Origin of the sequence: Variovorax sp. 679, from assembly GCF_003952185.1 — a bacterium.
Classification (GTDB): domain Bacteria; phylum Pseudomonadota; class Gammaproteobacteria; order Burkholderiales; family Burkholderiaceae_C; genus Variovorax.
The window spans coordinates 645,692-669,275 of the sequence record NZ_RXFS01000002.1; the positions used below are offsets into that span (position 1 = coordinate 645,692).

Annotated in this window: 22 protein-coding genes; 6 read left to right on the top strand and 16 right to left on the bottom strand. The window is 65.7% G+C overall.

The annotated features are described in order from the left end of the window. From EJO71_RS06995 to EJO71_RS07020, 6 genes are read right to left on the bottom strand one after another with little or no spacing between them, the layout of a single operon-like run. The gene (locus EJO71_RS06995) at positions 1 to 549 is read right to left on the bottom strand and encodes a shikimate kinase (RefSeq protein ID WP_125947499.1); all 549 of its coding nucleotides are present in this window, start codon (positions 547 to 549) and stop codon (positions 1 to 3) included. 23 nt (positions 550 to 572) lie between these two features. After that, entirely contained in the window at positions 573 to 2,723 is a 2,151-nt protein-coding gene (locus EJO71_RS07000) for a type IV pilus secretin PilQ (protein ID WP_126053797.1), read from the bottom strand. Next, a complete protein-coding gene (locus tag EJO71_RS07005) occupies positions 2,720 to 3,259 on the bottom strand; it encodes a pilus assembly protein PilP (protein ID WP_125947498.1) in 540 nt (179 codons plus the stop codon). Before EJO71_RS07005 ends, EJO71_RS07000 begins: the two co-directional genes overlap by 4 nt. Beyond that, positions 3,256 to 3,933 carry a type 4a pilus biogenesis protein PilO gene (locus EJO71_RS07010; protein ID WP_125947497.1) on the bottom strand — a complete coding sequence of 226 codons (678 nt, stop codon included), beginning with the start codon at positions 3,931 to 3,933 and terminating at the stop codon, positions 3,256 to 3,258. Before EJO71_RS07010 ends, EJO71_RS07005 begins: the two co-directional genes overlap by 4 nt. A 6-nt stretch (positions 3,934 to 3,939) precedes the next feature. Beyond that, positions 3,940 to 4,560, bottom strand: a complete 621-nt coding sequence (locus tag EJO71_RS07015) for a PilN domain-containing protein (RefSeq protein ID WP_125947496.1) — start codon at positions 4,558 to 4,560, stop codon at positions 3,940 to 3,942. Then, positions 4,557 to 5,636 (bottom strand): pilus assembly protein PilM, encoded by a 1,080-nt coding sequence (locus EJO71_RS07020; RefSeq protein ID WP_125947495.1) that lies wholly within the window; start codon positions 5,634 to 5,636, stop codon positions 4,557 to 4,559. The genes EJO71_RS07015 and EJO71_RS07020 overlap by 4 nt, the downstream gene beginning before the upstream one ends. A gap of 241 nt (positions 5,637 to 5,877) precedes the next feature. Between EJO71_RS07020 and EJO71_RS07025 the strand changes: the two genes are divergently transcribed. Then, complete coding sequence (locus EJO71_RS07025) at positions 5,878 to 8,286, top strand: penicillin-binding protein 1A (protein ID WP_125947494.1); 2,409 nt, start codon at positions 5,878 to 5,880, stop codon at positions 8,284 to 8,286. A gap of 16 nt (positions 8,287 to 8,302) precedes the next feature. On the opposite strand, the gene cyaY is transcribed toward EJO71_RS07025, so the two are convergent. Next, entirely contained in the window at positions 8,303 to 8,635 is a 333-nt protein-coding gene (gene cyaY / locus EJO71_RS07030; RefSeq protein ID WP_125947493.1) for an iron donor protein CyaY, read from the bottom strand. A gap of 12 nt (positions 8,636 to 8,647) precedes the next feature. Here cyaY and EJO71_RS07035 point away from each other — a divergent pair, with 12 nt between their 5' ends. Next, positions 8,648 to 8,929, top strand: coding sequence for a lipoprotein (locus EJO71_RS07035; RefSeq protein WP_125947492.1), 282 nt, complete (start codon positions 8,648 to 8,650; stop codon positions 8,927 to 8,929). Beyond that, the gene (gene lysA, locus EJO71_RS07040; protein ID WP_125947491.1) at positions 8,926 to 10,206 is read left to right on the top strand and encodes a diaminopimelate decarboxylase; all 1,281 of its coding nucleotides are present in this window, start codon (positions 8,926 to 8,928) and stop codon (positions 10,204 to 10,206) included. The genes EJO71_RS07035 and lysA overlap by 4 nt, the downstream gene beginning before the upstream one ends. A 10-nt stretch (positions 10,207 to 10,216) precedes the next feature. On the opposite strand, the gene EJO71_RS07045 is transcribed toward lysA, so the two are convergent. The 5 genes from EJO71_RS07045 to EJO71_RS07065 all read right to left on the bottom strand — a co-directional run bounded on the left by EJO71_RS07045 (position 10,217) and on the right by EJO71_RS07065 (position 16,340). Then, entirely contained in the window at positions 10,217 to 10,873 is a 657-nt protein-coding gene (locus tag EJO71_RS07045) for a protein-methionine-sulfoxide reductase heme-binding subunit MsrQ (RefSeq protein WP_125947490.1), read from the bottom strand. Between the two features lie 28 nt (positions 10,874 to 10,901). Continuing rightward, positions 10,902 to 11,927 carry a protein-methionine-sulfoxide reductase catalytic subunit MsrP gene (msrP, locus tag EJO71_RS07050; protein WP_125947489.1) on the bottom strand — a complete coding sequence of 342 codons (1,026 nt, stop codon included), beginning with the start codon at positions 11,925 to 11,927 and terminating at the stop codon, positions 10,902 to 10,904. Positions 11,928 to 12,049: 122 nt separating this feature from the next. Next, a complete protein-coding gene (gene ccsB / locus EJO71_RS07055; protein ID WP_125947488.1) occupies positions 12,050 to 13,366 on the bottom strand; it encodes a c-type cytochrome biogenesis protein CcsB in 1,317 nt (438 codons plus the stop codon). Then, on the bottom strand, positions 13,363 to 15,543 hold the full coding sequence (locus tag EJO71_RS07060; RefSeq protein WP_125947487.1) for a cytochrome c biogenesis protein ResB: 2,181 nt from the start codon (positions 15,541 to 15,543) through the stop codon (positions 13,363 to 13,365). The genes ccsB and EJO71_RS07060 overlap by 4 nt, the downstream gene beginning before the upstream one ends. A 122-nt stretch (positions 15,544 to 15,665) precedes the next feature. Next, positions 15,666 to 16,340, bottom strand: coding sequence for a c-type cytochrome (locus EJO71_RS07065; protein ID WP_125947486.1), 675 nt, complete (start codon positions 16,338 to 16,340; stop codon positions 15,666 to 15,668). A gap of 72 nt (positions 16,341 to 16,412) precedes the next feature. Between EJO71_RS07065 and yihA the strand changes: the two genes are divergently transcribed. Then, positions 16,413 to 17,162, top strand: coding sequence for a ribosome biogenesis GTP-binding protein YihA/YsxC (gene yihA / locus EJO71_RS07070; RefSeq protein WP_125947485.1), 750 nt, complete (start codon positions 16,413 to 16,415; stop codon positions 17,160 to 17,162). 89 nt (positions 17,163 to 17,251) lie between these two features. Further along, positions 17,252 to 18,166, top strand: a complete 915-nt coding sequence (locus EJO71_RS07075) for an alpha/beta hydrolase (RefSeq protein ID WP_125947484.1) — start codon at positions 17,252 to 17,254, stop codon at positions 18,164 to 18,166. Here EJO71_RS07075 and EJO71_RS07080 read toward each other — a convergent pair. Both EJO71_RS07080 and EJO71_RS07085 read right to left on the bottom strand, forming a co-directional pair. Then, positions 18,160 to 19,044, bottom strand: a complete 885-nt coding sequence (locus EJO71_RS07080; RefSeq protein ID WP_125947483.1) for a lipid A biosynthesis acyltransferase — start codon at positions 19,042 to 19,044, stop codon at positions 18,160 to 18,162. The two genes, EJO71_RS07075 and EJO71_RS07080, sit on opposite strands and share 7 nt — an antisense overlap. After that, positions 19,041 to 19,931: a lysophospholipid acyltransferase family protein gene (locus EJO71_RS07085; RefSeq protein WP_125947482.1), complete on the bottom strand. Its 891-nt coding sequence runs from the start codon at positions 19,929 to 19,931 to the stop codon at positions 19,041 to 19,043. The genes EJO71_RS07080 and EJO71_RS07085 overlap by 4 nt, the downstream gene beginning before the upstream one ends. A gap of 219 nt (positions 19,932 to 20,150) precedes the next feature. Between EJO71_RS07085 and metK the strand changes: the two genes are divergently transcribed. After that, positions 20,151 to 21,332 (top strand): methionine adenosyltransferase, encoded by a 1,182-nt coding sequence (gene metK, locus EJO71_RS07090; RefSeq protein ID WP_125947481.1) that lies wholly within the window; start codon positions 20,151 to 20,153, stop codon positions 21,330 to 21,332. 28 nt (positions 21,333 to 21,360) lie between these two features. Here the strand turns inward: metK and EJO71_RS07095 are convergent, their stop codons facing one another. Together EJO71_RS07095 and EJO71_RS07100 are read right to left on the bottom strand one after the other, a co-directional pair. Beyond that, a complete protein-coding gene (locus tag EJO71_RS07095; RefSeq protein WP_125947480.1) occupies positions 21,361 to 22,782 on the bottom strand; it encodes a sensor histidine kinase in 1,422 nt (473 codons plus the stop codon). Between the two features lie 2 nt (positions 22,783 to 22,784). After that, positions 22,785 to 23,459: a response regulator transcription factor gene (locus EJO71_RS07100; RefSeq protein WP_125947479.1), complete on the bottom strand. Its 675-nt coding sequence runs from the start codon at positions 23,457 to 23,459 to the stop codon at positions 22,785 to 22,787. Positions 23,460 to 23,584 lie beyond the last annotated feature (125 nt).

Below are 23,584 nucleotides of genomic sequence, written 5' to 3' on the forward strand. Positions count from 1 at the left end.
TCAGGCGGGGGGCTCTTCGGGGTGGGCACCCGGCTCGACGATGCCCGCCAGCTCGAGCTGCATCACGATGATGTTCACCAGCATGGCGATCGTCGGGCGGCCGGTGTCGACCACGTCATGGGCGGTTTCCCGGTAGAACGGGTCGCGCGCGTCGTGCAGCTCCCGAAGCCGCCCCAGCGGGTCGGCCACCTGCAGCAGGGGCCGCTTGACGTCATGGCGCAGGCGCCGGAACAGGTCTTCGGGGGAGGAGCGCAGGTAGATCACGTGGAAGTGATCGCGCAATTGCTGGCGGTTGGCCTCCCGGAGCACCGCGCCGCCGCCGGTGGCCAGCACGCCTTGGGCGTTGGCCGCCAGGTCGGCGATCACGGTTTGCTCGAGGTCCCGGAAGGCCATTTCGCCTTCGCGCTCGAAGTAATCGCGGATCGAGCAGCCGATACGCTGCTCGATCACGTGATCGGTATCGATGAACGGAAGGTCCAGCCTCATCCCCAGGCGCCGGCCCACTGCGGATTTTCCGGCGCCGGGCAAACCGACGAGTGCGACCGCCACGCGGTGGCTGCTACGCCCGCGCGTCAGCGCGCGGCGTTGCGGTCGGTAATCATCTTCGGGGTGATAAAGACGAGCATTTCGGTCTTGTTGGCAACGCGTTCGCGCTTGCGGAACAGTGCACCCAGGTAGGGCACTTCACCCAGCACCGGCACGCGCGATTCGTCATTGGTTTCGGTGAGCTCGAAGATACCACCGATGACAACCGTGCCGCCGTTCTCGACCAGCACCTCGGTCTGCACGTGCTTGGTGTTGATCGCCGGGCCCGCCGAGGTGTTGACGCCGCGGGCGTCCTTGCTCACGTCCAGCGTCAGGATGATGTTGCCTTCCGGCGTGATCTGCGGCGTGACTTCGAGCTTCAGCACCGCCTTGCGGAACGAGATCGAGGTGGCACCGCTGGAGGTTGCCTGCTGGTAGGGAATTTCCTCGCCCTGCTCGATCAGCGCCTTGGTCTGGTCGGCCGTGATGACACGGGGGCTGGACACCAGCTTGCCCTTGCCGTCGGCCTCGAGCGCCGAGATTTCGAGGTTCAGCATGCGCGAGAAGCTCGAGTTGAAGAGCGAGATGGCAAAGGTGCCGGCTGCATTGCCGGTTCCGCCTGCGTCGCCTGCGGGGAGGTTGATGAAGTTGGAGTTGGTCCAGGTGGTGGTGGCTGTGCTGGCGCCGCCATTGGTGCCTGGAGTAATAACCGGCATCGCGCCAACGTTGGCAAACGCCCGGTTACCAGCGGACGACGCAAAGCGCTCACCCGAGATACCACCCCCCAGTCGCACACCGAGGGACTTACCGAAGGTATCTGAAGCCTCGACGATACGGGCCTCGATCAGCACTTGGCGAACGGGAACGTCCAGCTTCTGGATCAACTCGGTCACTTGTGCCAGGCGCGACGGAATGTCGGACACGAAGAGCTGATTGGTACGCGACTCAGCGATGACGCTGCCACGGGGACTCAGGATACGTGTCGTCGTACCACCGCCGCCTCCGCCGCCACCGCCGGCCCCCGTGCCGGTCAAACCCTGTGCAATGGCAATCGCCTTGGTGTAGTTGAGCTGGAACGACTGGGTCCGCAGCGGCTCCAGATTCTCGATCGCCGCCTTGGCCTCGAACTCGAGCTTTTCCTTGGCATTGATTTCATCCTTGGGCGCGATCCACAGAACACTGCCGTTCTTGCGCATGCCCAGGTTCTTCGCCTGCATGATGATGTCCAGGGCCTGATCCCATGGCACGTCCTTCAGTCGCAGCGTCAGTGCACCGCTCACCGAATCCGAGGTCACGATGTTGAAGTTCGTGAAGTCGGCGATCACCTGCAGAAGCGAGCGGATCTCGATGTTCTGGAAGTTGAGCGACAGCTTCTCGCCGTTGTAGCCCACGCCTTGCGTCAGCTTGGTCGGATCGACCTTGCGGGCACGGACTTCGACCACGAACTGGTTTTCGCTCTGGTAGGCGCTGTGCTCCCAGTCGCCCTTCGCGTCGATCGTCATGCGAACACGGTCGCCCGATTGCTGCGAGGTGATCAGCTGGACCGGGGTTCCAAAGTCGGACACGTCGAGGCGACGGCGCAGGCCTTCGGGCAGCGTCGACTTGGTGAACTCCACGACGAGGCTCTTGCCTTGCTGCTTGACGTCGACACCCACCTGGTTGTTCGGAAGATCGACGATGACCCGGCCCGTGCTGTCGGCACCGAGGCGGAAATCGACGTCCTTCAGCGGCAGCGTGTCCCGGTTGCGGTTTTCCGCAAATGTCGTGGCGGCCGAGGCGACGAGCGCCGAACCAGCCACCGGCTCCAGGACCACCAGCAGCGACTTGCCCTGGATTTCGGCTTTGTACGCAGTCGCCTGCTTCAGGTTCAGCACCACGCGGCTGCGCTCGCCGGCTTGAACCACGTTCACCGAACGCAGGTTGCCCTGATTCACTTCGATGGCGGAACGGCCGATGGCATTCGTGACGCCCGGGAAGTCGAGCGCGATGCGCGCCGGCGTCTGGACGGTGAATCCGGCGGGCACCGCTGCAAGCGGCTGCGCAAGATCGATGCGGATCACTTCCGAGCCGGACTGCGTGGAACTGGTCACGGCTTCGATGGCGTTTTGCGCATGGGCCACGGCCAATGCACCGAAGGCCAGCAGACCCAGGCCGGCAGCGCGCAGCCACTGTGCCATCGTTGATTTCTTATGGTTCATTTCGCACTCTCTTGCAGCTGCAGCGTCGCAACGCGTTCGATCCATTCGCCGGCGGCGTCCTGCACGATCTCACGCAGGGCGACTTCGGTTTCGTTGATACGGGTGATACGCCCGTAGTTGAGTCCCAGGTATTCGCCGACGCGCACCTTGTAGAGGAGCTTGTCGACACGGACCAGCGCCACCGGCTGGCCGTTGCGGTTCATGCTGCCGACCATGGCCATCGAATCCAGCGGGAAGGCTTCGAGCGCTTCCTTGCGGCGCGCAAGCTCGGGCGCGATCAGCTCCGAAGTGCTCGGCTGGTTCGACTCGCGGCGCAGTGCCTGCGTCAGCTTCAGGATGTTGAAGGGCTCGAAAGCCGAGGCTTCGGTGTACGTCTGCGGCGTGAACTTCTTGGGCTCGGAAATGGGCGGCACCGAGGGCTTCACCTGGGCGCGCTGCTCGGCCATCCACCGCTGCAGGTCTTCCTGACCTGAATCGCAGGCGCTCAGTGCCGACGCCGCCAGCGTCAGCCACAGTACTTTGGCGACGATCTTCATTTCTTCGCCTTCGGCGCGGAGGCGCGCTTCTGCGCGGCCCGCTCGTCGTCATCGAGGTAGCGGTAGGTGCGCGCGGTGGCATCCATCGTCAGCACGTCCTTGTCCTTTTGCGGGGTGACGGAGATGTTGTTCAGCGTCACGATGCGCGACAGGCCTGCCACGTCGGCCGCGAAGGCACCCATGTCGTGATACCGGCCAGTCACGCGAACGGCGATCGGGAGCTCGGCATAGTAGTCCTTGACCGATACCTGTCCCGGCCGGAACAGCTCGAACTGGAGGCTGCGACCGAGGCCCGCCTGGTTGATGTCCGAGAGCAGGGCATCCATCTCGGCCTTGCTGGGCAGCTGCTTTTCGAGCAGGGTCACGTATTGCTGCACCTGCTCGCGCTGCTTCTTCAGCAACTCAAGGTTCGCAGCCTGAGCCACCTTCTTCTGGTAGTCGGCCTTGAGTGCGACTTCCTTGGAGCGCTCGCTTTCGAGCTCGTCGTTCGAATTGGTCAGCCAGGCGAACCAGAGGGCGACCAGCACGAGCGCAGTGACCGCCAGGCAGAGCGCATAGCGGGGCACGGGAGGCCACGCCGACGGATCGTTCGGATTGAGCCCGCGGAATTGCTCGCCGAAGCGCTGCAACGCGGCGCCGACGTCGATTTTCTGGGAGGGGCGATTGCTTGCCATGATCGGTTACCCCTTGGACTGCGCCGTTGCGGCCAGGGCCTTCTCGGCGGCGGCCTTTTGAGCATCGGTGGGGCGTTTCAGGCCAATGCGCATCGTGAAGTTCGCCACGCGACGCTGGTCGCGCGGATTCAGGTTCACGTTCGCGGACGTGATTTCGACCAGCTCGGGTTTCACCAGCCACGGGCTGTTGTTGCCGAGATTGCGCAGCAGTTCCGAGACACGCTCGTTCGACTGCGCCATGCCTTGCAGCGTGACAGTCTGGTTGTCCTGCTTCATGTTGGTCAGGTAGACGCCATCGGGCAGTTGCCGTACCAGCTCGTTGAGCAGGTGCACCGGCAGGTTGCGGTCGCCCTGCAGGTCTTCGACGGCCTGCTGGCGCGCCCGCAGCGCAGCAATTTCTTCCTGGAGGGTCGAAATTTCCTTGATCTCGACCTCGAGCTTCTTGATCTCGGCCTGGAGAAAGCTGTTCTTCGATTGCTGCGCAGAAATCTGGGCTTCGAACCACAGGTAGCCCAGGCCCGCGATCAGCACGCCCAGAATCGCTGCAGCACCCAGGGTACCGTAGAAAGCCTCGCGCCGGCGCTTGCGTGACGCCTCGCGGTGCGGAAGCAGATTGATGAGGATCACTGCAGGAACCTCCGCATGGCCAGCCCGCACGAGGTCAGATACGAGGGAGCCTCGCGACGCACCTTCTTCTCGCGGATGTTCGAGCTGAAATCCATGCCTTCGAAGGGATTCAGCAACGAGCAGGCAAACGAGGTCTGCCGCGTGACGGCGTTGGTCAGACCCGGCAACGACGCCGATCCGCCTGCCAGCAGGACATAGTCGACGCGGTTGTGCGGCGTGCTGGTGAAGAAGAACTGGAGCGCTCGCGCGATTTCCTGCGCAATGCTTTCCACGAAGGGTTTCAGGACACCGGAGCCGTAATCGTCCGGCAGGTCGCCACTGCGCTTCTTCGCCTCGGCTTCCTCGGCGGAAAAACCGTACTGGCGCACGATCAGCTGCGTGAGCTGCGCGCCGCCGAACGCCTGGTCGCGGTCGTACAGCACTTCCTGGTTGCGCAGCACCTGCATGCTGGTGGTGAAAGCTCCCACTTCGAAGAGCGCCACGATCGAATCGACGCCCTTGCCGGGCAGTTGCTCGATCAGCCTGGCGGTTGCCAGACGCGAGGCATAGGACTCGACGTCGAGGATCATCGCTTTCAGGCCGGCAGCTTCCGCCAGGCCTTCGCGGTCCTGGACCTTTTCCTTGCGCGATGCGGCGATCAGCACTTCCACGTCGCCGGCGGAGCTGGCGCTCGGCCCCGTCACGCAGAAGTCAAGACTGACTTCGTCCAGCGAGAACGGGATGTACTGGTTGGCTTCGGACTCGACCTGGATCTCGAGTTCCTGCTCGCTCATGCCGCCCGGAAGAATGATCTTCTTGGTAATAACGGCCGAAGGCGGCAGCGCGAGCGCCACGTTGCGGGTGCGCGTGCCGCTCTTGCGGATGACGCGGCGGACGGCTTCGGCCACCTCGTCGAATTTCTCGACGTTGCCGTCGGTGATCCAGCCCCGTTCGAGAGGCTCGATGGCGCAGCGCTCCAGGACCAGCTTGCCGCTGGCCTCACGGCCGAGCTCGACCAGCTTGACGCTGGACGAACTTACGTCCAGCCCCAGCAGGGGAGCGTTCTGACGACGAAACAATGATCCAAGAGCAGCCAAGTTAGGTTCCTCTTCCCCTATATTTGTAACCAATAGAAAAAATTGAATTCGGTTGCATGCTAGCAGCAGGCGTAGCGGCAACCAAGCAACGCTGCAGGGCAAAACCCCCAAGCGTTGTCAAAACCTGACGTCAAATCCGCATTTTGTAACTTTTGAATTAGAGCAATGCAAGCCCCACAAAGATCGGATCGTGTGGAGGGGGCGGCTTTTTATAATGTCGGGTGACTCCGAGCGGCCCCTCATGCAAGAAACTTCCAGCCCCAAAGGGCCAGCCAAGAACCCTCCCACCAAGCGCCCGACCTGGCTGAAATGGCTGTTGCGCTTTTTCTTCTGGGGCTTCGGCATCGCCCTGGCCGGCGTTCTGGCGGTGCTGTGCGTGGTGGCTGTAGCCCTCGCAGTCGCCTATCCGAACCTGCCGGACATCAGCGAACTCTCCGATTACCGGCCCAAGCTGCCGCTGCGGGTGTTCTCGGCCGAGGGCACCCTGATCGGCGAGTTCGGCGAGGAGCGCCGTAATCTCACGCCGATCTCGGCCATTCCGAAGGTGGTGAAAGACGCCGTCCTGGCAGCCGAAGACACCCGCTTCTATGACCACGGTGGCGTCGACTACAAGGGCATGGTGCGCGCGGGCCTGGCCAACATGAACCGCGTGAAGAGCCAGGGCGCGTCGACCATCACCATGCAGGTGGCGCGCAACGTCTACCTGAGCTCCGAGAAAACGCTCACCCGCAAGATCTACGAGGTGCTGCTCACTTTCAAGCTGGAGCACCTGCTCACCAAGGACCAGATCTTCGAGATCTACCTGAACCAGATCTACCTCGGCAACCGCGCCTACGGCTTCGCCGCAGCATCCGAAGCGTATTTCGGCAAGCCCCTGCAGGAGCTCACGATCGCACAGGCCGCCATGCTGGCCGGCCTCCCGAAGGCGCCGGGCGCGAACAACCCCGTCAACAACCCGCAACGCGCACGTGGTCGCCAGTTCTACGTGATCGACCGCATGCAGGAAGCCGGCTTCATCACCGCCGAGCAGGCAGCCGAGGCCAAGAAGGAAGAGCTGCACCTGCGCGATGCGGCGGACCCGAACCGCCTGCACGCCGAATATGTTGCGGAAACCGTACGCCAGCTCATGTACGCGCAGTACGGCGACAGCACCTACACACGCGGCCTCAAGGTCTATACCTCGCTGGTCGCGGCCGACCAGGCTGCTGCCTACAAGGCGCTGCGCAAGGGCATCATGGATTACGAGCGCCGCCAGATCTATCGCGGCCCCGAGAAATTCGTCGACCTGCCCAACGATGCCAAGGAGCTCGACGAAGCGGTGGACGACGCGCTCAGCGACCATCCCGACAACGGCGACGTGATGGCGGCAGTCGTGCTCAAGGCCACGGCCAAGCAGATCGACGCCGTGCGAGGCAACGGCGACCCCGTGCAGATCACCGGTGACGGCCTCAAGCCAGCTCAGTCCGGCCTTTCCGACAAGGCCCCGCCCAACATCAAGATCCGACGCGGCGCGGTCATCCGCGTGGTGAAGACGCCCAAGAACACCTGGGAAATCACGCAGCTACCCGAGGTCGAAGGCGCCTTCGTCGCCATGGACCCGCGCGACGGCGCCATCAAGGCGCTCGTTGGCGGCTTCGATTTCGGCAAGAACAAGTTCAACCACGTCACGCAGGCATGGCGCCAGCCGGGTTCGAGCTTCAAGCCCTTCATCTACTCGGCAGCGCTCGAGAAGGGCTTCACGCCCGCCACCGTCATCAACGACGGCCCGCTCTTCTTCGACGCCGGCACCACCGGCGGCCAGCCTTGGGAGCCGAAGAACTACGGCGGCGGCTACGACGGTCCGATGTCGATGCGCACCGCGCTGATGAAGTCGAAGAACCTCGTGTCGATCCGCATCCTGCAATCCATCGGCACGCGCTACGCGCAGGAGTGGATCACCAACTTCGGCTTCGACAAGGAAAAGCACCCGGCCTACCTGCCGATGGCGCTCGGTGCCGGCTCGGTCACGCCGATGCAGATGGCGGTGGGCTATTCGGTGTTCGCCAACGGCGGCTACCGCGTCAATCCATACCTCGTGACCCGCATCACCGACCACAAGGACAAGGTACTGGTCGACAAGCAGCCTCCCCTACTGAACGAGTCTCTGCGCGTCATCCCGCAGCGCAATGCCTTCATCATGGACACGCTGCTGAATTCCGTGGCCCGCGCCGGCACCGCCGCCAAGGCACAGGCCATGCTCAAGCGCCCCGACCTGTACGGAAAGACCGGCACCACCAACGACTCGCTCGATGCATGGTTCGCCGGCTTCCAGCCGACCATGACGGCCATCTCGTGGATCGGCTATGACACGCCGCGCAACCTGGGCGACCGCGAGACCGGCGGCGGCCTGAGCCTGCCGATCTGGATCACCTACATGGAAACCGCCATCAAGGGCGTGCCGGTGACCGAGCTGTCGGCCAATCCGCCCTCGGGCATCGTGAATGTCGGCGGCGAGTGGTACTACGACGACTACGCACCGGGACGCGGCGTTGCAAGCCTGGGCGTCGAATCTGCGCCGACGGCGCCGGTGGAGGCCCTGACAGGCGCTCCGGTGAGCCCTCCGGCCCCGCCCGAGGAGCGCAATCGCATCCTCGACCTGTTCCGCAACTGACGGCGGCGATGAAGGGTCAGGCAGCCACGAAGCTCAGTGGCTGCCCGGCCTGCAGGGTCGCCTCGCGCGACAGGTTGCCGAAAAACTCCTCGCCGGTCTTGGTGTCGAGCCAGACCTTGCCGTCGTGGCGGTAGTGATAGCCGCCGGAGCGCGCGGCAAGCCAGATTTCCTGCAGGGGCTTCTGCAGATTCACGATCAGCTGACTGCCGTTGCGGAATGAAATCGTGATCATCCCGCCCACCCTCTGGTTGTCGATGTCGGCGTCGGTCGCTTCGTTGATGCGGTCGCAGCCCAGCTCGATAGCTGCCAGCGCAGCCTCGGCGCGATCCATGTACTCGGTGTCGGTCATTACAATTTCGCCATGTTGAACGTTCGCCAAATTCTAGTGAGCACCCGCGCCCGCGCCGCGCTCATGGTCTGCATCGTCGTGGGCACCGCCGGGCTTGTCGCCGCCTGTGGACAGCGCGGAGCGCTGTACCTGCCGACCGATCCGGCCGCCGCCGGGCGTGCCACGCTGCCGGAGCTCATGACGCCCGACAGCCTGCGGCCCTCGTCTTCCACATCCTCCAATCAGGCAGCGCCCACGCCAGCCGCGGCCGCCAGCGCACCGGCCGGCAACACCAGCACGGAGCAGCGCAAGTGAGCATCGCCGCCATCTCCCTGCCCGGCCAGCCGCATATCGCGGAGCGCGACGGCCTGCTGCACGTCGAAGGCGTTGCGCTCGACGCGCTGGCCCGCGAGCACGGCACACCCCTCTTCGTCTACTCGCAACAATGGATGCTGGACGCGCTGGCAGCCTATCAGCGCGGCTTCGAAGGGCGCGACGCCCTCATCTGCTACGCGATGAAGGCCAACTCGTCGCTTGGCGTGCTGCGCGTGTTCGCCGAAGCCGGCTGCGGTTTCGACATCGTCTCGGGCGGCGAACTGGCCCGCGTGCTGGCCGTCGGCGCTGATCCGAAGAAGATCATCTTCTCGGGCGTGGGCAAGACCCGCGCCGAAATGCGCCAGGCCCTTGCGGCGGGCATCGCCTGCTTCAACGTCGAGAGCGAAGCCGAGCTCGACGTGCTGAACGAAGTGGCGGTGGCCGAAGGCAAGCGCGCGCCGATCAGCATCCGCATCAATCCGAACGTCGATCCGAAGACGCATCCGTACATCTCCACGGGCCTCAAGGGCAACAAGTTCGGCATCGCGCACGACCGCGCGGTCGAGGCCTACCGGCATGCCGCGCGACTGCCGGGGCTGGAGGTTGTGGGCATCGACTGCCACATCGGCTCGCAGATCACCGAAGCCTCGCCCTACCTCGACGCCTGCGACCGCGTGCTCGATCTGGTGGAAGCCATCGAAGCGGCCGGCGTGCCGATCCATCACCTGGACTTCGGCGGCGGCCTGGGCATCGACTACAACGGCGAAGTGCCGCCCAAGGCCGATGCACTGTGGCAGCAGCTGCTCGCCAAGCTCGACGCGCGCGGCTTCGGCAAGCGCAAGCTGGTGATCGAGCCGGGCCGCTCGCTGGTCGGCAACGCCGGCGTGTGCCTGACCGAGGTGCTCTACACCAAGCCCGGCGAGGACAAGAACTTCTGCATCGTCGACGCGGCCATGAACGACCTGCCGCGCCCCGCGATGTACCAGGCATTCCAGCGCATCGTGCCGGTGCGCGCCCGCCCGGGCAATGCCACGACCTACGACGTGGTCGGCCCGGTCTGCGAAAGCGGCGACTGGATCGGCCGCGACCGCGCACTCAACGTGCTGGCCGGCGACTTCCTGGCCGTGCTGTCAGCGGGTGCGTACTGCATGAGCATGTCCAGCAACTACAACACGCGCGGCCGTGCCGCCGAGGTGCTGGTGAGCGGCGCAAGCGCGAGGCTGATCCGCCGTCGCGAGACGATGGAAGACCAGCTGCGCAGCGAGATCGACGGCTGATTGCTGTCAGTCAGTTGGTGCGCAGCGGTTTCTCGCTGTTGCGCACCACGCCCGCAATCGGCTTCGCCTTGCGCTTGCTCGCGAAATTCCACACGCGCCACGCAAGCAGCACGGCAATGATCGCTGCATAGACGAACACTTCCGCGAAGTTGTTCTTGCCCGCGCGCATCCAGAAGAAGTGCAGCAGGCCAAGCCCCGCGATCAGGTAGACCAACCTGTGCAGCAGCTGCCAGCGCCTGGCGCCCATCGCCTTGATCGCGCGGTTGAACGACGTGGCCGCCAGCGGCGTCAGCAGAACGAAGGCCGAGAAGCCCACGAGGATGAATGGCCGCTTGGCGATGTCCTTCGCGATATCGCCCCACTCGAAACCCATGTCGAACCAGCTGTAGCACAGCAGGTGCAGCACCACGTAGAAGTACGCGAACAGGCCCAGCATGCGGCGGTAGCGCGCCAGCGCGTTCCACTTGCTCATCACGCGCAGCGGCGTCACCGCCAGCACGATGCAGATGAAGCGCAGCGTCCAGTCGCCGGTGGCGCGGATCAGGAATTCGGCGGGGTTGGCACCGAGCCCGTCCGTGAACGCGCCGTAGGCCAGCCGCGCGAACGGCAGCAGGCACAGCAGAAAAATGACCGGCTTGGTCGCCGGATGCATGAGCAGCTTGTTCATGGGGCGATGGCAGCGTACCGCAGCGCGCTCAGTAGTTCTTCTTCAGGTCCATGCCCGCATAGAGCTGGCCGACCTGGGCTTCGTAGCCGTTGAACATCTCGGTCTTGCGCCGCTTGGCGAACAACCCGCCGCCGTCGCCGATGCGGCGCTCGGTGGCCTGGCTCCAGCGCGGATGGTCGACGTTGGGGTTCACGTTCGAATAGAAGCCGTACTCGTTGGCCGCGGCCTTGTTCCAGGCCGTGCTCGGTTCCTTCTCGACGAAGCGGATCTTCACGATCGACTTGGCCGATTTGAAGCCGTATTTCCACGGCACCACCAGCCGCACCGGCGCACCGTTCTGGTTGGGCAGCACCTCGCCGTACATGCCGAAGGCCAGCAGCGTGAGCGGATGCATCGCCTCGTCCATGCGCAGGCCCTCGGTGTAGGGCCAGTCGAGCACGCGCGAGCCCACGAAGGGCATGGTCTTGGGGTCGGCCAGCGTCACGAACTCGACGTACTTGGCGTTGCCCTGCGGCTCGACCTTCTTGATCAGCTCGGCCAGCGAATAGCCGACCCACGGAATGACCATCGACCAGCCCTCGACGCAGCGCAGGCGGTAGATGCGCTCTTCCTGCGCGCTGAGCTTGATCAGGTCCTCGATGCCGTACTTGCCCGGCTTCTTGACCAGCCCTTCGACCTCCACGGTCCAGGGCCGCGTCTTCAGCGTTCCTGCGTTCTTGGCCGGATCGGCCTTGTCTGTGCCGAACTCGTAGAAGTTGTTGTAGGTCGACGCGTCCTTGTAGTCGGTGAGCTTTTCCATCGACATGGCGCCCGGCACCGCCGACTTGCCCCCCGGCAGCGGCGCGAGCTTGTTGGGCCGCTCGGCCTGCGCCCAGGCTTCACGCGAAGCGAATGCCGCCAGCGCGGCCCCGGCGGCACCGCCGGCCATGAGCTTCAGCAGGTCGCGCCGCCCTTCGTAGACGGCGCGGGACGTGATCTCGCTCGACAGGGGATGGATGAAGCCGTTGTCTCCGTGGCTGCTGCTGCGACGGACCGGGCGGGAATGGAACGACATGACGGGAAGCCTTTCGCGTGAATCACTGTGCTCAGGGTAGTTCGTGACCAACCCCGATTCGGTTACGCGCCAACGCGGCGCATAGTTTCAACAATTCTTCGCGAAAGACCGCCGGCCTGCAGCTACAGCGTGCCGTAGCTGTGCAGCCCGCTCAGGAACATGTTCACGCCGAGGAAGGCGAAAGTGGTGACTGCCAGCCCGCCCAGCGCCCACCAGGCCGCCACGGTGCCGCGCAGGCCCTTCACGAGCCGCATGTGCAGCCAGGCCGCATAGTTGAGCCAGACGATCAGCGCCCAGGTTTCCTTCGGGTCCCAGCTCCAGTAGCCGCCCCAGGCATCGGCCGCCCACAGGGCGCCCAGCACGGTGGCGATGGTGAAGAAGGCGAAGCCGACGGTGATCGACTTGTACATCACGTCGTCGAGCACCTCGTTGGCCGGCAGGCGCGCCGCGATGCGCTTGCGCCCCAGCAGGATGCCTGCGGCGATCAGCGCCGAGATGCCTGCGTAGATCACCCAGTAACTGCCACCGGCTTCCTGCACCCGCTGGCGGAACGCCACCGGAACGAAGCACAGCGCCACGCCCAGCAGCCAGATCGGCGTGAGCTTGTACCAGCGCTTCTCGTCGGCCTGCTCCTTGATGAGGTAGGCGAATGCGACCATGGCCGCGAGCGCGAAGGTGCCGTAGCCGATGAAGTTGGCCGGTACGTGCAACTTCATCCACCAGCTCTGCAGGGCGGGCACCAGCGGCTGGATTTCGTGCGCCTCGCGCACGATCGTGTACCAGAGCAGGAAGCCGACCGCGGCGCTCACGACCAGCATCACGAAGGCGCCGAGCGCACGCGTGTTGTAGCGCTCCTCGAAGTACAGGTAGAACGCGGCCGTCAGCCAGCAGAACAGCACGAACACTTCGTACAGGTTGCTCACCGGGATATGGCCGATGTCCGGGCCGAGCTGGTGGCTCTCGTACCAGCGCACCATGGTGCCGATCAGCGCCATCGTCACGGCCGCCCAGGCCAGGCGCGAACCGATTGCGTCGAAGGTGTCCGACTGCTTGCCGCCGAAGAAGCCGAGCCAGTAGAACAGCGTGCTCATGAAGAACAGCACGCTCATCCAGAGAATGGCCGACTGGCTCGACAGGAAGTACTTGAGCCAGAACACCGTGTCGGCGCGCGCCAGGTCGCCCTGGTACGACGCGATGGCCAGCAGCGACGCCGCGGCCACCACGATGGCCAGCACGCGCAGCGGCCGCCAGAACCAGCAGATGGAGATCAGCGAGATCACCGCCGCGGCGAGGATCGGCTTCTCGTAGTAGTCCATCGACCCCGCGTAGCGCGCGAAGGCGAACAGGCCGCCGGCCAGCACCAGCGCCGCGAACACCCAGTCGAACAGGTTGCGGCGCGAGAGCCAGCTTTCATTGAGCGTGAGGGTCGTGGTGTTCATGTTGTCCCGGGGTCTTCTTTGTTCAGGGCGAGCAGCTTGCGTTTGAGATGCTCGAATTCGCGATCGCTGTCGATGGTCTTGCGATTGACCGAGAACGCCATCGTGGCGGCCGTCCCGGAGGATGCATCGCCTCCGGAAACCGCGCCATCGGGCGTCAGCCACACCCACAGGCGGCGCTCGCGCACGTACAGCATGGCAAAAATGCCGACGATCAGCAACAGGCAGCCCAGATAGACGACGTTCTTGCCGGGGGCGCGCGCCACCTGGAACACGCTGGCCTGCACCTGGGTGAAGTCGGTCATCATCATCGCGACCGGAGCCGGGTAGAAGTGCGCGTCGCTGATGGCCAGCACGGACTGCGTCAGGTAGGCCTGCGATTTCTCGTCGTTCGGCAGCGCGGGCAGGCCGGCGCCCTCGCGGCTCAGGTTGAGCACCTCGAACAGCACGTCGTTGAGGATGCGCACCAGCACCCCGCCGGCGCGCTCGCGCTCGGCCTCGGGCACGTTGACTTCCATGAACTCGGCAATCGCCTGCCAGCCGCCCGCGGTGGTGGCACCGGCCTTGGCTGGTTCGCTGCCCGCGAACAGCGCCAGGGCGCGCGTGGCCGATACGCGCAGCTGCTCGGCCATTTCGGGGCGCTTGGGGTCGGAGGCCTTGGCGATGTAGCGCTCGACGGCACGCTCTCGCGTGGCAGGGTCGGCAAGCGCCGCGCGCATGCGCACGAAACCGTCCATCGAGCCCTGCTCGTCGGCCGGCACGCGCAGGTAGCGGAACGGTTCCTCGGGCTTCTCGCGCATGCCCAGCAGGAACACCGGCTGGCCATCGCCCGTGTCGACCGGCACCATGTAGTTCTGGTACTCGCGCGCCTGGCCGGCGGCGTCGCGCAGCTTGTAGCCGATGCTCGGGCCGATGTTGCGCAGCACCTTCGGCTTGTTTGTCTTGTTGGCGGCGCCCAGGCGCGATTCGATGTCGTGGCGCAGGTCGACCTTGCGCACGTCGGCACCGCTGCCCATGGCGTTCGCGTCGGCGAAGTTCTCGACGTTGATCACGCGCAGCGCGGCGTACTCGAGCGTGAGCTTGTCCTTGCCGTTGGTGATCTCGGTGCTCGGGCCACCGATGATGCCCTCCACCTCGAAAGACTTGGCCGCGGCCGCCATCGGCACCGCCTTGAGCTTCACCTTCGAGCCGCCGTCGTCGAAGCTCGACTGGTAGATCTCCACGCCCTTGTAGCTGGCCGGATGGTTGACCTCGATGCGCGCGGGCACCTGCTCGCCGGTCTCGCGGTCGTGCAGCACCACCTCGCTCGCGAAGAGCTTGGGCATGCCGGTCGAGTAGTAGTCGACGATGAACTTCTTCAGCTCGATGGAGAACGGCAGTTCCTGCAGCAGCACGCCGTCGGACTGGTTGAGGATGGCCACGCTGCCCTGCCCGCCCTCGGGCACGAGGATGTTGCCGCGGAAGGTCGGGTTGTTGGGCGACAGACGGTGCTGCGGCGGCACGTCGGCGATCATGCCGCCGCCGGTGAACACGCTCTTGCCGTTGAACCAGGTCTGTGCGCGCACCACGAGGTCGCCGTCGAGCAGGCCTCCGATGCACACCAGCACGATCGCGCTGTGGGCCGCGATATAGCCGAGCTTGTGGGCGCCGCCGGCGCGCGCCGCGACCATCCAGCCCGCGGCATGCTTGCCGTCGCCGGTAGCCTCGCGCTGCTGCAGCTTGACCTTCCAGCCACCGCTCACGAGCAGTTGCCCGATACGGTTGGCAGCGACGTCCGGGGTCTCGCCGAGGCGGTTTTCGGCGCGCTGGCCGAAAGCCTTCAGGCTCTGCGCCCGGATGTCTTCCTTGAAGGTCTTGAGATCGACCAGGATGCGCGGCGTGTTGCGCACGATGCACAGCGTGGTGCTGATCACCAGGAACAGCAGGATCAGCAGGAACCACCAGGCGCTGTAGATCGAGTCGAGCCGCGCCGCGCGGAACAGCTCGGCCCAGAACGGCCCGAACTGGTTGATGTAGTTGTTGATCGGCTCATGCTGCTTGAGCACCGTGCCGATGATCGACGCGATGCAGATGATGGTGAGCAGCGCAATCGCGAAACGCATCGACGACAGCAGCTCCACCGCGGCGCGAAGCATCTGCGGGCCGCGATGAACGCGAAGGCCATGGGTGGAGACGGACATCGGGCGAAGGTCGGAAAAAGAAAAGGAGAAAAACAAAAAAGGGCGGGCCATCCTGCTGGATCGGCCCGCCCTTTGTTTGGGGTTGTTATCGGCGGCTTGTCACGCTCCAGGGAGCGCCATCATCAACGCAAACCGGCAATATAGTCGGCGACCGCCTTGATTTCCCTGTCGTTGAGCTTGGCAGCGACGCCGGTCATGGGCAGGCTGTTCAGGCGCACGTTGTCGCGGAAGGCTGTGAGCTGGGCCACCGTGTAGTCGGCGTTCTGGCCGCCCAGGCGCGGGTACTGGGCCGGAATGCCGGCGCCGTTGGGGCTGTGGCAGCCGGCGCAGGCCGGGATCTGGCGGTCGCCGATGCCGCCGCGGTAGATCTTCTCGCCCAGCGCGATGGTGTCCTTGTCCTTCGAGAAGCCCGGCTTGACCTTCTTCGAGCCCACGAACCAGGCGATGTTGCGCATGTCTTCCTCGGACAGCGCGGAAGCCAGCGGCTTCATGATCGCGCTCTTGCGAGCACCGGACTTGAAGTCCTGCAACTGCTTCAGGATGTATTCGGGATGTTGTTGCGCCAGCTTCGGGTTGGCCGCGATGGCGGAGTTGCCGTCCGCGTTGTGGCACGAAGCGCAGCTCTGGCTGTTGGCCGGAGTCGCATTGAACAGCGTGTCCCCCTTGGCGGGGTCCGGCTTGGCCGGTTTGGCAGCGGTCGCCGCGGCCGGGGCAGCCGCGTGTTCATCGGCTGCAAAACTCACGCTGGATGTGAGGCCCACGAGGGCCGCAAGCACAATATTGGCAAACAACTTCATATCGGGGGCTTCGAATTTATGGCGCAAAACCTCACGATTCTACAATGTGGGTTCTGTTTCGAAAGTCCGTAGATGCCCTCCCCGCGCGCCAAGCCCGCTGCCTATCCTCCCCGCGCGGCCCCCGCCGCGGACCCCCAGGTCGCCGAACGCGAACGCGTGGCGCTGGGTTGGTTGCACACCGCCCACTTCCTCACGAGCGCTCCCCAGCTGGAGCACCTGCCCCCCGTCGACCTGCCCGAGATCGCCTTTGTCGGCCGCTCCAACGCGGGCAAGTCGACCGCCATCAACACCCTCACTCAGCAAACTCGCCTGGCCTTTGCCTCCAAGACGCCGGGCCGCACGCAACACATCAACCTGTTCGGCATCGGCAAGCAGAAGGTCGACGACGCAGTGCTGGCCGACCTGCCCGGCTACGGCTATGCGGCCGTGCCGCGCGAGGCCAAGCTGCGCTGGCAGCGCGTGATGGGCAACTACCTGATGACGCGCGAAAGCCTGCGCGGGGTGGTGCTCATGTGCGACCCGCGCCACGGCCTGACCGAGCTCGACGAGATCCTGCTCGACGTGATCCGCCCGCGCGTGGAGCAAGGCCTCAAGTTCCTCGTGCTGCTGACCAAGTCCGACAAGCTCACACGCAGCGAAGCCGCCAAGGTGCTGTCCATTACGCGACTGAACGCCGGCGGCGGCGAGGTGAAACTGTTCTCGGCATTGAAGAAGCAGGGCGTGGGCGAGGCGGCGGAACTGCTGTGGCGCTGGGTGCACCCGGAAGGCGCCGATGCACCGGCCGCCGAGCCCGAGCCGCCACCATCACAGGAAGACGCCTGACGAGGAAGCAGGCTGTACCGACCGTCCCATCTGCGCAGTTCACTATCAAAACAATAGCGACGACAGTCAACCCAAAGGAGACAAGAAGCATGATCGAGACCTTCCAACGCAGCCTGCCCAATGGCACCACCCTGAGTTGCCGCGCCGCCGGCCAGCCGGGCCGGCCGCTGATGGTGTTCCTCCACGGCTTCCCCGAGGCCGCGTTCATCTGGGACGACCTTCTCGACTACTTCTCCGACCCCGCCCACGGAGGCTATCGCTGTGTGGCGCCCAACCTGCGCGGCTTCGAGAAATCGAGTTCTCCGACCGACGTGGCGGCCTACAAGCCGCACCTGCTGATCCAGGACATCCAGCAGCTCGCCGCCACCGAGAGCGCGGACGGCACCATGGCCGCATTGGTGGCCCACGACTGGGGCGGCGCCTTCGGCTGGGGCTATGCGAATGCCTTCCCGCAGCAGGTCGGCAAGCTGGTCATCATCAATTCGCCGCATCCGGGCACCTTCACCCGCGAGCTGCGCAACAACCCGGCGCAGCAGCAGGCCAGCGCCTACATGAACTTCCTCGCGCGCCCCGATGCCGAGGCCCTGCTCGCGGCCGACGACTTCAAGCGCATGTGGCCCTTCTTCCTGCTGATGAAGGCCGGCCCGGACGGCTTCGGCTGGCTCACGGAAGAAGTGAAGCAGAAGTACCGCGAGGTCTGGGGCGCCGGCCTCACGGGCGCGTGCAACCTCTACCGCGTGACGCCGATGAAGCCTCCGCTGCCGGGCCAGACCATCGACGGCATTCCCGTGCTGCCGCGCGAGCGGCTCACGGTGGACGTACCGACCTTCGTGTTCTGGGCGCTCGACGACGCGGCGCTGCTGCCCGGCCTGCTCGAAGGGCTGGAAGACTACGTGCCGAAGCTCGAGGTGAAGAAGGTGCCGAACGCGACCCACTGGATCGTGCACGAGCAGCCGCAGCTGGTCGCACGCGAGATCGAGGGCTTCCTTCAGCGCACTCAGTAGATAGGCGGCTCGCCTTCGGGCCGCGTCTTGAAGCGGCGGTGCACCCAGTAGTACTGCGACGGCATCGTGTCGATGTAGCCCTGCAGCCGCTCGTTCATGAGCGCCGTGTCGGCCTCGACGTCATCGGTCGGGAAGTTCTGCCAGGTCGGCAGGATCTCGATCTCGTAGCCGCCAGGCGTTAGCTTCGACACCACCGGCACCACCTTGGCCTTGCCCAGCCGCGCGAAGCGCGAGAGCGACGGCACGGTGGCCGCCTGCACGCCGTAGAACGGCACGAAGATGGTCTGGTCGCGGCCGAAGTCCATGTCGGGCAGCAGGTACAGCAGGCCGCCCTTGCGCAAGCCCTGCAACACCGGCTTGATGCCGTCAACCCGGTTGAGCGCCGCCACGTCGCCGAAGCGGGTGCGGCCTTCGCGGATCCATGCGTCGATCATCGGGTCGCGCTGGGTCGTGTAGATGGTGGCCGAGGGGCGTGCCGTGTGCATCGTGAGCGCCGTCGCCGCCGCGTCGAGGCCGTAGAAGTGCGGCGCGAAGAGGATCATGGGCTCGTCGCCGTGGGCGATCTCGCCGATCTCCGAGGCCGCGCCGACGATCTTGAGCCGGCTCGCCACCACCTTCTCGGGCGCGTGCCAGAGCCAGCCGCGATCCAGCCAGGACTGCGCCACGTAGACGAAGCTCTCTTTCGCAATGGCGCGGCGCTCGGCTTCCGACTTCTCGGGGAAGCACACCGCCAGGTTGGTGTCGACCACGCGCCGCCGCGGCACCGCGACGGTGTGCAGGATGCGGCCGAGGAACGCACCGAAACCGCGCACGACAGGCAACGGCAGCGGCGCGATCATGCGCATGAATCCGATGCCGAGCCGGGAACCGAAACTCATGCCGTCTCCCCTGCGGCGGCGACCACGCGCTCGGCGCGCGGCTCCTTGTAGCGGGCGTAGTCCCACACGTACTGGCCCGGCAGGCTGTGGATCAGCCGGCCGATGCCGTCGTTCATGGCGGCGGCCGCGTCCTCGATGGAGGCGGACGGATCGGTCAGCGCCGTGCCGACGATGGGTTCGAAGCGGATCACGTAGCCGGCCGCATCGGGCAGGCGTTCGCACACGCTGAGGAAGCAGGCCGCGCCGGTTTGCTGCGCGAGACGGGGAAGCAGGGTCATGGTGTAGGCCGGGCGGCCCAGGAAGGGCGCCCACACGCCCTGTCCCAGTGGAGGCACCTGGTCAGGCAGGATGCCGGTGTAGCCGCCGTTGCGCAGCGTGCGGATCAGGCCGCGCACGCCGGTGTTGTTGGTGGGGAGCGTCTGCAGGCCGGGCCTGTCGCGCGAGCCGGCGGCGATCAGGTCGGCCATCCATTTCTTGCGCGCCGGACGAAAGAGAGCTGTGATCGGCCCGTAGGTCGACAGGAAGCGCTCGCCGATGGCCTGGCCGCACATCTCCCAGCTGCCGAGGTGCGGCGCGACCAGGATCACGCCCTTTTTTGCCTGCATGGCGGCCTCGAAGGCCTCCACGCCCTCCCAGCGCACCACGCGGTACAGCACGGTCTGGCCCTGCGGGCGCAGCCAGAGCCAGGGCAGCTCGGAAGCCATCTTGCCGGCAGCGGCGATGGCGGGACGGTATTGGTCGGGGCCGAAGCCCGCGCTCTCGGCATTGGCCTTGAAACGGCGGCGATAGCCGGGCGCGCTCCACCAGACCAGCCAGCCCAGCAATGCACCGAGTCGATGCATCAACGGCATCGGCACGCGGGCAAGCAGGCGAAACAGGGTGATCATCGAATACGGGAGGGGGGTCAAAAAACGGACGCGCGCGCATGGTATTGCGCGGCTCGAATAGAATGCAAATTGTCGCCGAGTTACGGAACAACTTGCAGGGCGACAAACACAAGCGCGAAGGCGATTGTGCTCCGTCGGTTCACCGGCATCTGCTAAAGCGTTCGCCATGGCTCCGCAGAGTTGGCAACGCGCCAATTCACTTCAAGGAGTTTTGAACAAATGGCGAACGATTTCCTCTTCACTTCCGAATCCGTCTCCGAAGGCCATCCCGACAAGGTTGCCGACCAGATCTCGGATGCCATCCTCGACGCGATCTTCGAGCAGGACCCCCGCAGCCGCGTGGCAGCCGAGACGCTGACCAACACCGGTCTCGTGGTGCTGGCCGGCGAAATCACCACCAACGCGCACGTCGACTACATCCAGGTGGCGCGCGACACCATCAAGCGCATCGGCTACGACAACACCGAGTACGGCATCGACTACAAGGGTTGCGCCGTGATGGTCTGCTACGACAAGCAGTCCAATGACATCGCCCAGGGCGTGGACCACGCGAGCGACGACCACCTGAACACCGGCGCTGGCGACCAGGGCCTGATGTTCGGCTACGCCTGCGACGAAACGCCCGAGCTGATGCCCGCGCCGATCTACTACGCGCACCGCCTCGTCGAGCGCCAGGCCCAGCTGCGCAAGGACGGCCGCCTGCCCTTCCTGCGCCCCGACGCCAAGAGCCAGGTCACGATGCGCTACGTGGACGGCAAGCCCCACAGCATCGACACCGTGGTGCTCTCCACCCAGCACAGCCCCGACCAGAGCGAGACGTCCACCAAGATGAAGGCTTCGTTCAACGAAGCCATCATCGAGGAGATCATCAAGCCGGTGCTGCCCAAGGAGTGGCTCAAGGACACGCGCTACCTGATCAACCCGACCGGCCGCTTCGTCATCGGCGGCCCGCAGGGCGACTGCGGCCTCACCGGCCGCAAGATCATCGTCGACACCTACGGCGGCGCCTGCCCGCACGGCGGCGGCGCGTTCTCGGGCAAGGACCCGTCGAAGGTCGACCGCTCGGCCGCCTACGCCGCTCGCTACGTGGCCAAGAACATCGTGGCCGCCGGCCTGGCGCGCCAGTGCCAGATCCAGGTGGCGTACGCCATCGGCGTGGCACAGCCGATGAACATCACGGTGTACACCGAAGGCACCGGCGTGATCCCCGACGAGAAGATCGCCGAACTGGTGCGCGAGCACTTCGACCTGCGTCCGAAGGGCATCATCCAGATGCTCGACCTGCTGCGCCCGATCTACCAGAAGACCGCCGCCTACGGCCACTTCGGCCGCGAAGAGCCCGAGTTCACCTGGGAAGCGACGACCCAAGCCGCCGCACTGCGCGCAGCCGCCGGCCTCTGATCCTGCGATTTCCCGGCGGCCGCCTGCTTCAGGCGGTGGTCGCCGGAAAACGTACCGTGACCAGCAACCCGTGCGCCTCGCGCGGGTTCGATTCCAGGCGCACGTCCGCCTGAAAGGCCCGCGCGATCTCGCGCACGATCGCCAGGCCGAGGCCGGTGCCTTCGCTGTCCTGCGCCACCCGGTAGAAGCGCTCGAACACGCGCTCCCTCGCCTCGACGGGAATGCCCGGGCCGTTGTCCTCCACGCTCAGCTCGATCGCGCCATTCACCCGCTGCACGCCGACGGTCACGCGGCCGCCTTCCTGCGTATAGCGCAGCGCGTTGTCCAGCAGATTGGTGGCCAGCGCTTCCAGCAGCGCAGGCTGCGCCACCACGAACGCCCCCTGCGGTCCCGCCTCCGACTCCAGCCCGAGGTCGATGCCCCTGCGATCGGCCAGCGCCGCCAGGTGCTCCACGCAGCGCAGCGCCACGGCCGCGAGGTCGACCTCCTCCAGCCGCGTGTGCGCATCGCCGTGTTCGGCCTGGGCCAGCAGCAGCAGCTTGTTGGTCACGTCGACCAGCTGGCGGTTGCTGGTCTGCATGGCCAGCCACATCGCATCCATGTCGGCGCGGCGTGTGTCCCATTCGCCGCGGTGCTGCCGCGTGTAGCGCGCGAACTCGATCTGCGAAGCCTGCATGGCGAGCGGCGTTCGCAGCTGGTGCGCCGCGTCCGCGATGAAGCGGCGCTGCGCCTCGGAATGCGCCTTGAGCTGCGCAACGAAGCGGTTGATGGTGTCGGCCACGGGCCGCAGCTCGGTGTGCAGCGCCTGCGGATCGACCACGAGGTCGAGGTGCATCGGGTCGCGCTGCGCAAGCTGCTGGCTCAGCCGAACGATCGGGCGCAATTCGAGCGTCAGCGCCGCCACCGCGAGTGCAATGGCCAGCACCAGCGCGATCAGCAAATACTCCATCGACGGCCACCACAGCGTGCGCAGCATGTGGTCGCGGCTGCGCTCGGTCTTGCCCACGGCGATCGTGATGTCGCGCGCGCCCCCCGCCTCGTACATCGAGCGCGTGGTGACCACCGCGCGCAGCGGCCAGCCGGCGAACTGCGTGTCGTACCACTGCGCGCGGTCTGTGCCCTCGGGCTTGCGCACGGCAGGCAGCGGAAAGTCCGCCGAGCCGGCCAGCACCTCGCCGTCGGCGCCCATCACGCTGAGGAACACGTGGTCGCGCTCGGCCGACACGAACAGGCTCAGCGCCGATGGCGGAACGCTGGCTTTCACGTCGTCGTCTTCCCAGATCAGCCGGTCCGACAGCACCTTGGCCGACGACAGCAGGTCGTGGTCCTGCACGTAGTCGGCCACCTCCGCCGCATTGCGCCAGTTGAGCCAGCCGCAGATCGCGACGAACACCGACAACGGCAGCAGCAGCCACAGCGCGAGGCGCAGGCGCAGGCTGGCGCGCCTCATCGTCAGCCTTCCTGGCGCGTGCGCAGCAGGTAGCCCACGCCGCGCAGCGTGATGATGGTCGCCTGGCTCGCCTCGAGCTTCTTGCGCAGGCGGTGGATGTAGATGTCGACCGCGTCCGCGCTGGGTTCGTCGTCGAGGCCGAAGATGGCGTCGATCAGCGCCTGCTTCGACACCGTGCTGCCGGCCTTGAGCATCAGCGTCTCCAGCAGCGTGCGTTCGCGCGGCGGCAGCGACAGCTCCTCGCCGGCCAGCGTGAACTGCCGCGTCCGTAGGTCGTAGCGCAGGTCGCCGCAGGCGATGTCGTTGGCCTTGCCGGGCATCTGCCGGCGCACCAGCACCTTGATGCGCGCCACCAGTTCGCGGATCTCGAAGGGCTTCACCAGGTAGTCGTCGGCGCCGATCTCCAGGCACAGCACCTTCTGGTCGAGCGAGGCCGTCGCAGTGAGGATGATCACCGGCACCGCGTCGCCGCGTTCGCGCAGCCGGCGCAGCACGGCCTTGCCCGACATGCCCGGGATGTTGAGGTCCAGCAGCACCACGTCGTAGCCGCCCTGCATCAGCAGGCGGTCGGCCGCCTCACCGTGGTCCACGTGGTCGACCACGAAATCCTGCTCCCGCAGCAGACTGGAAAGCCAGTGCGCGAGTTGCGGGTTGTCTTCGATGAGCAGCAGCTTCATGGGGGTCGGGGGTGGTGGCCGTGGATTCTAGGAAGCATCCACCGGCCCTAGGGATAACCATGACAAATCGCGCGGGCCGCCGAAAGCTGACCGAAAGAAGCCGCTTTCTAGACTGGCCCCGTCCC

Excerpts from the sequence above, each read along its gene's own strand:
- EJO71_RS07060 (WP_125947487.1), bottom strand. The coding sequence starts at position 15,543 with ATGTCCGTCTCCACCCATGGCCTTCGCGTTCATCGCGGCCCGCAGATG.
- EJO71_RS07010 (WP_125947497.1), bottom strand. The coding sequence starts at position 3,933 with ATGGCAAGCAATCGCCCCTCCCAGAAAATCGACGTCGGCGCCGCGTTG.
- EJO71_RS07080 (WP_125947483.1), bottom strand. The coding sequence starts at position 19,044 with ATGAGTTTCGGTTCCCGGCTCGGCATCGGATTCATGCGCATGATCGCG.
- EJO71_RS07100 (WP_125947479.1), bottom strand. The coding sequence starts at position 23,459 with ATGAAGCTGCTGCTCATCGAAGACAACCCGCAACTCGCGCACTGGCTT.
- EJO71_RS07025 (WP_125947494.1), top strand. The coding sequence starts at position 5,878 with ATGCAAGAAACTTCCAGCCCCAAAGGGCCAGCCAAGAACCCTCCCACC.
- ccsB (WP_125947488.1), bottom strand. The coding sequence starts at position 13,366 with ATGAACACCACGACCCTCACGCTCAATGAAAGCTGGCTCTCGCGCCGC.
- EJO71_RS07075 (WP_125947484.1), top strand. The coding sequence starts at position 17,252 with ATGATCGAGACCTTCCAACGCAGCCTGCCCAATGGCACCACCCTGAGT.
- EJO71_RS07035 (WP_125947492.1), top strand. The coding sequence starts at position 8,648 with ATGTTGAACGTTCGCCAAATTCTAGTGAGCACCCGCGCCCGCGCCGCG.
- yihA (WP_125947485.1), top strand. The coding sequence starts at position 16,413 with ATGCCCTCCCCGCGCGCCAAGCCCGCTGCCTATCCTCCCCGCGCGGCC.
- EJO71_RS07095 (WP_125947480.1), bottom strand. The coding sequence starts at position 22,782 with ATGAGGCGCGCCAGCCTGCGCCTGCGCCTCGCGCTGTGGCTGCTGCTG.
- EJO71_RS07005 (WP_125947498.1), bottom strand. The coding sequence starts at position 3,259 with ATGAAGATCGTCGCCAAAGTACTGTGGCTGACGCTGGCGGCGTCGGCA.
- cyaY (WP_125947493.1), bottom strand. The coding sequence starts at position 8,635 with ATGACCGACACCGAGTACATGGATCGCGCCGAGGCTGCGCTGGCAGCT.
- msrP (WP_125947489.1), bottom strand. The coding sequence starts at position 11,927 with ATGTCGTTCCATTCCCGCCCGGTCCGTCGCAGCAGCAGCCACGGAGAC.
- metK (WP_125947481.1), top strand. The coding sequence starts at position 20,151 with ATGGCGAACGATTTCCTCTTCACTTCCGAATCCGTCTCCGAAGGCCAT.
- EJO71_RS07045 (WP_125947490.1), bottom strand. The coding sequence starts at position 10,873 with ATGAACAAGCTGCTCATGCATCCGGCGACCAAGCCGGTCATTTTTCTG.
- EJO71_RS07085 (WP_125947482.1), bottom strand. The coding sequence starts at position 19,931 with ATGATCACCCTGTTTCGCCTGCTTGCCCGCGTGCCGATGCCGTTGATG.
- EJO71_RS07000 (WP_126053797.1), bottom strand. The coding sequence starts at position 2,723 with ATGAACCATAAGAAATCAACGATGGCACAGTGGCTGCGCGCTGCCGGC.
- EJO71_RS07065 (WP_125947486.1), bottom strand. The coding sequence starts at position 16,340 with ATGAAGTTGTTTGCCAATATTGTGCTTGCGGCCCTCGTGGGCCTCACA.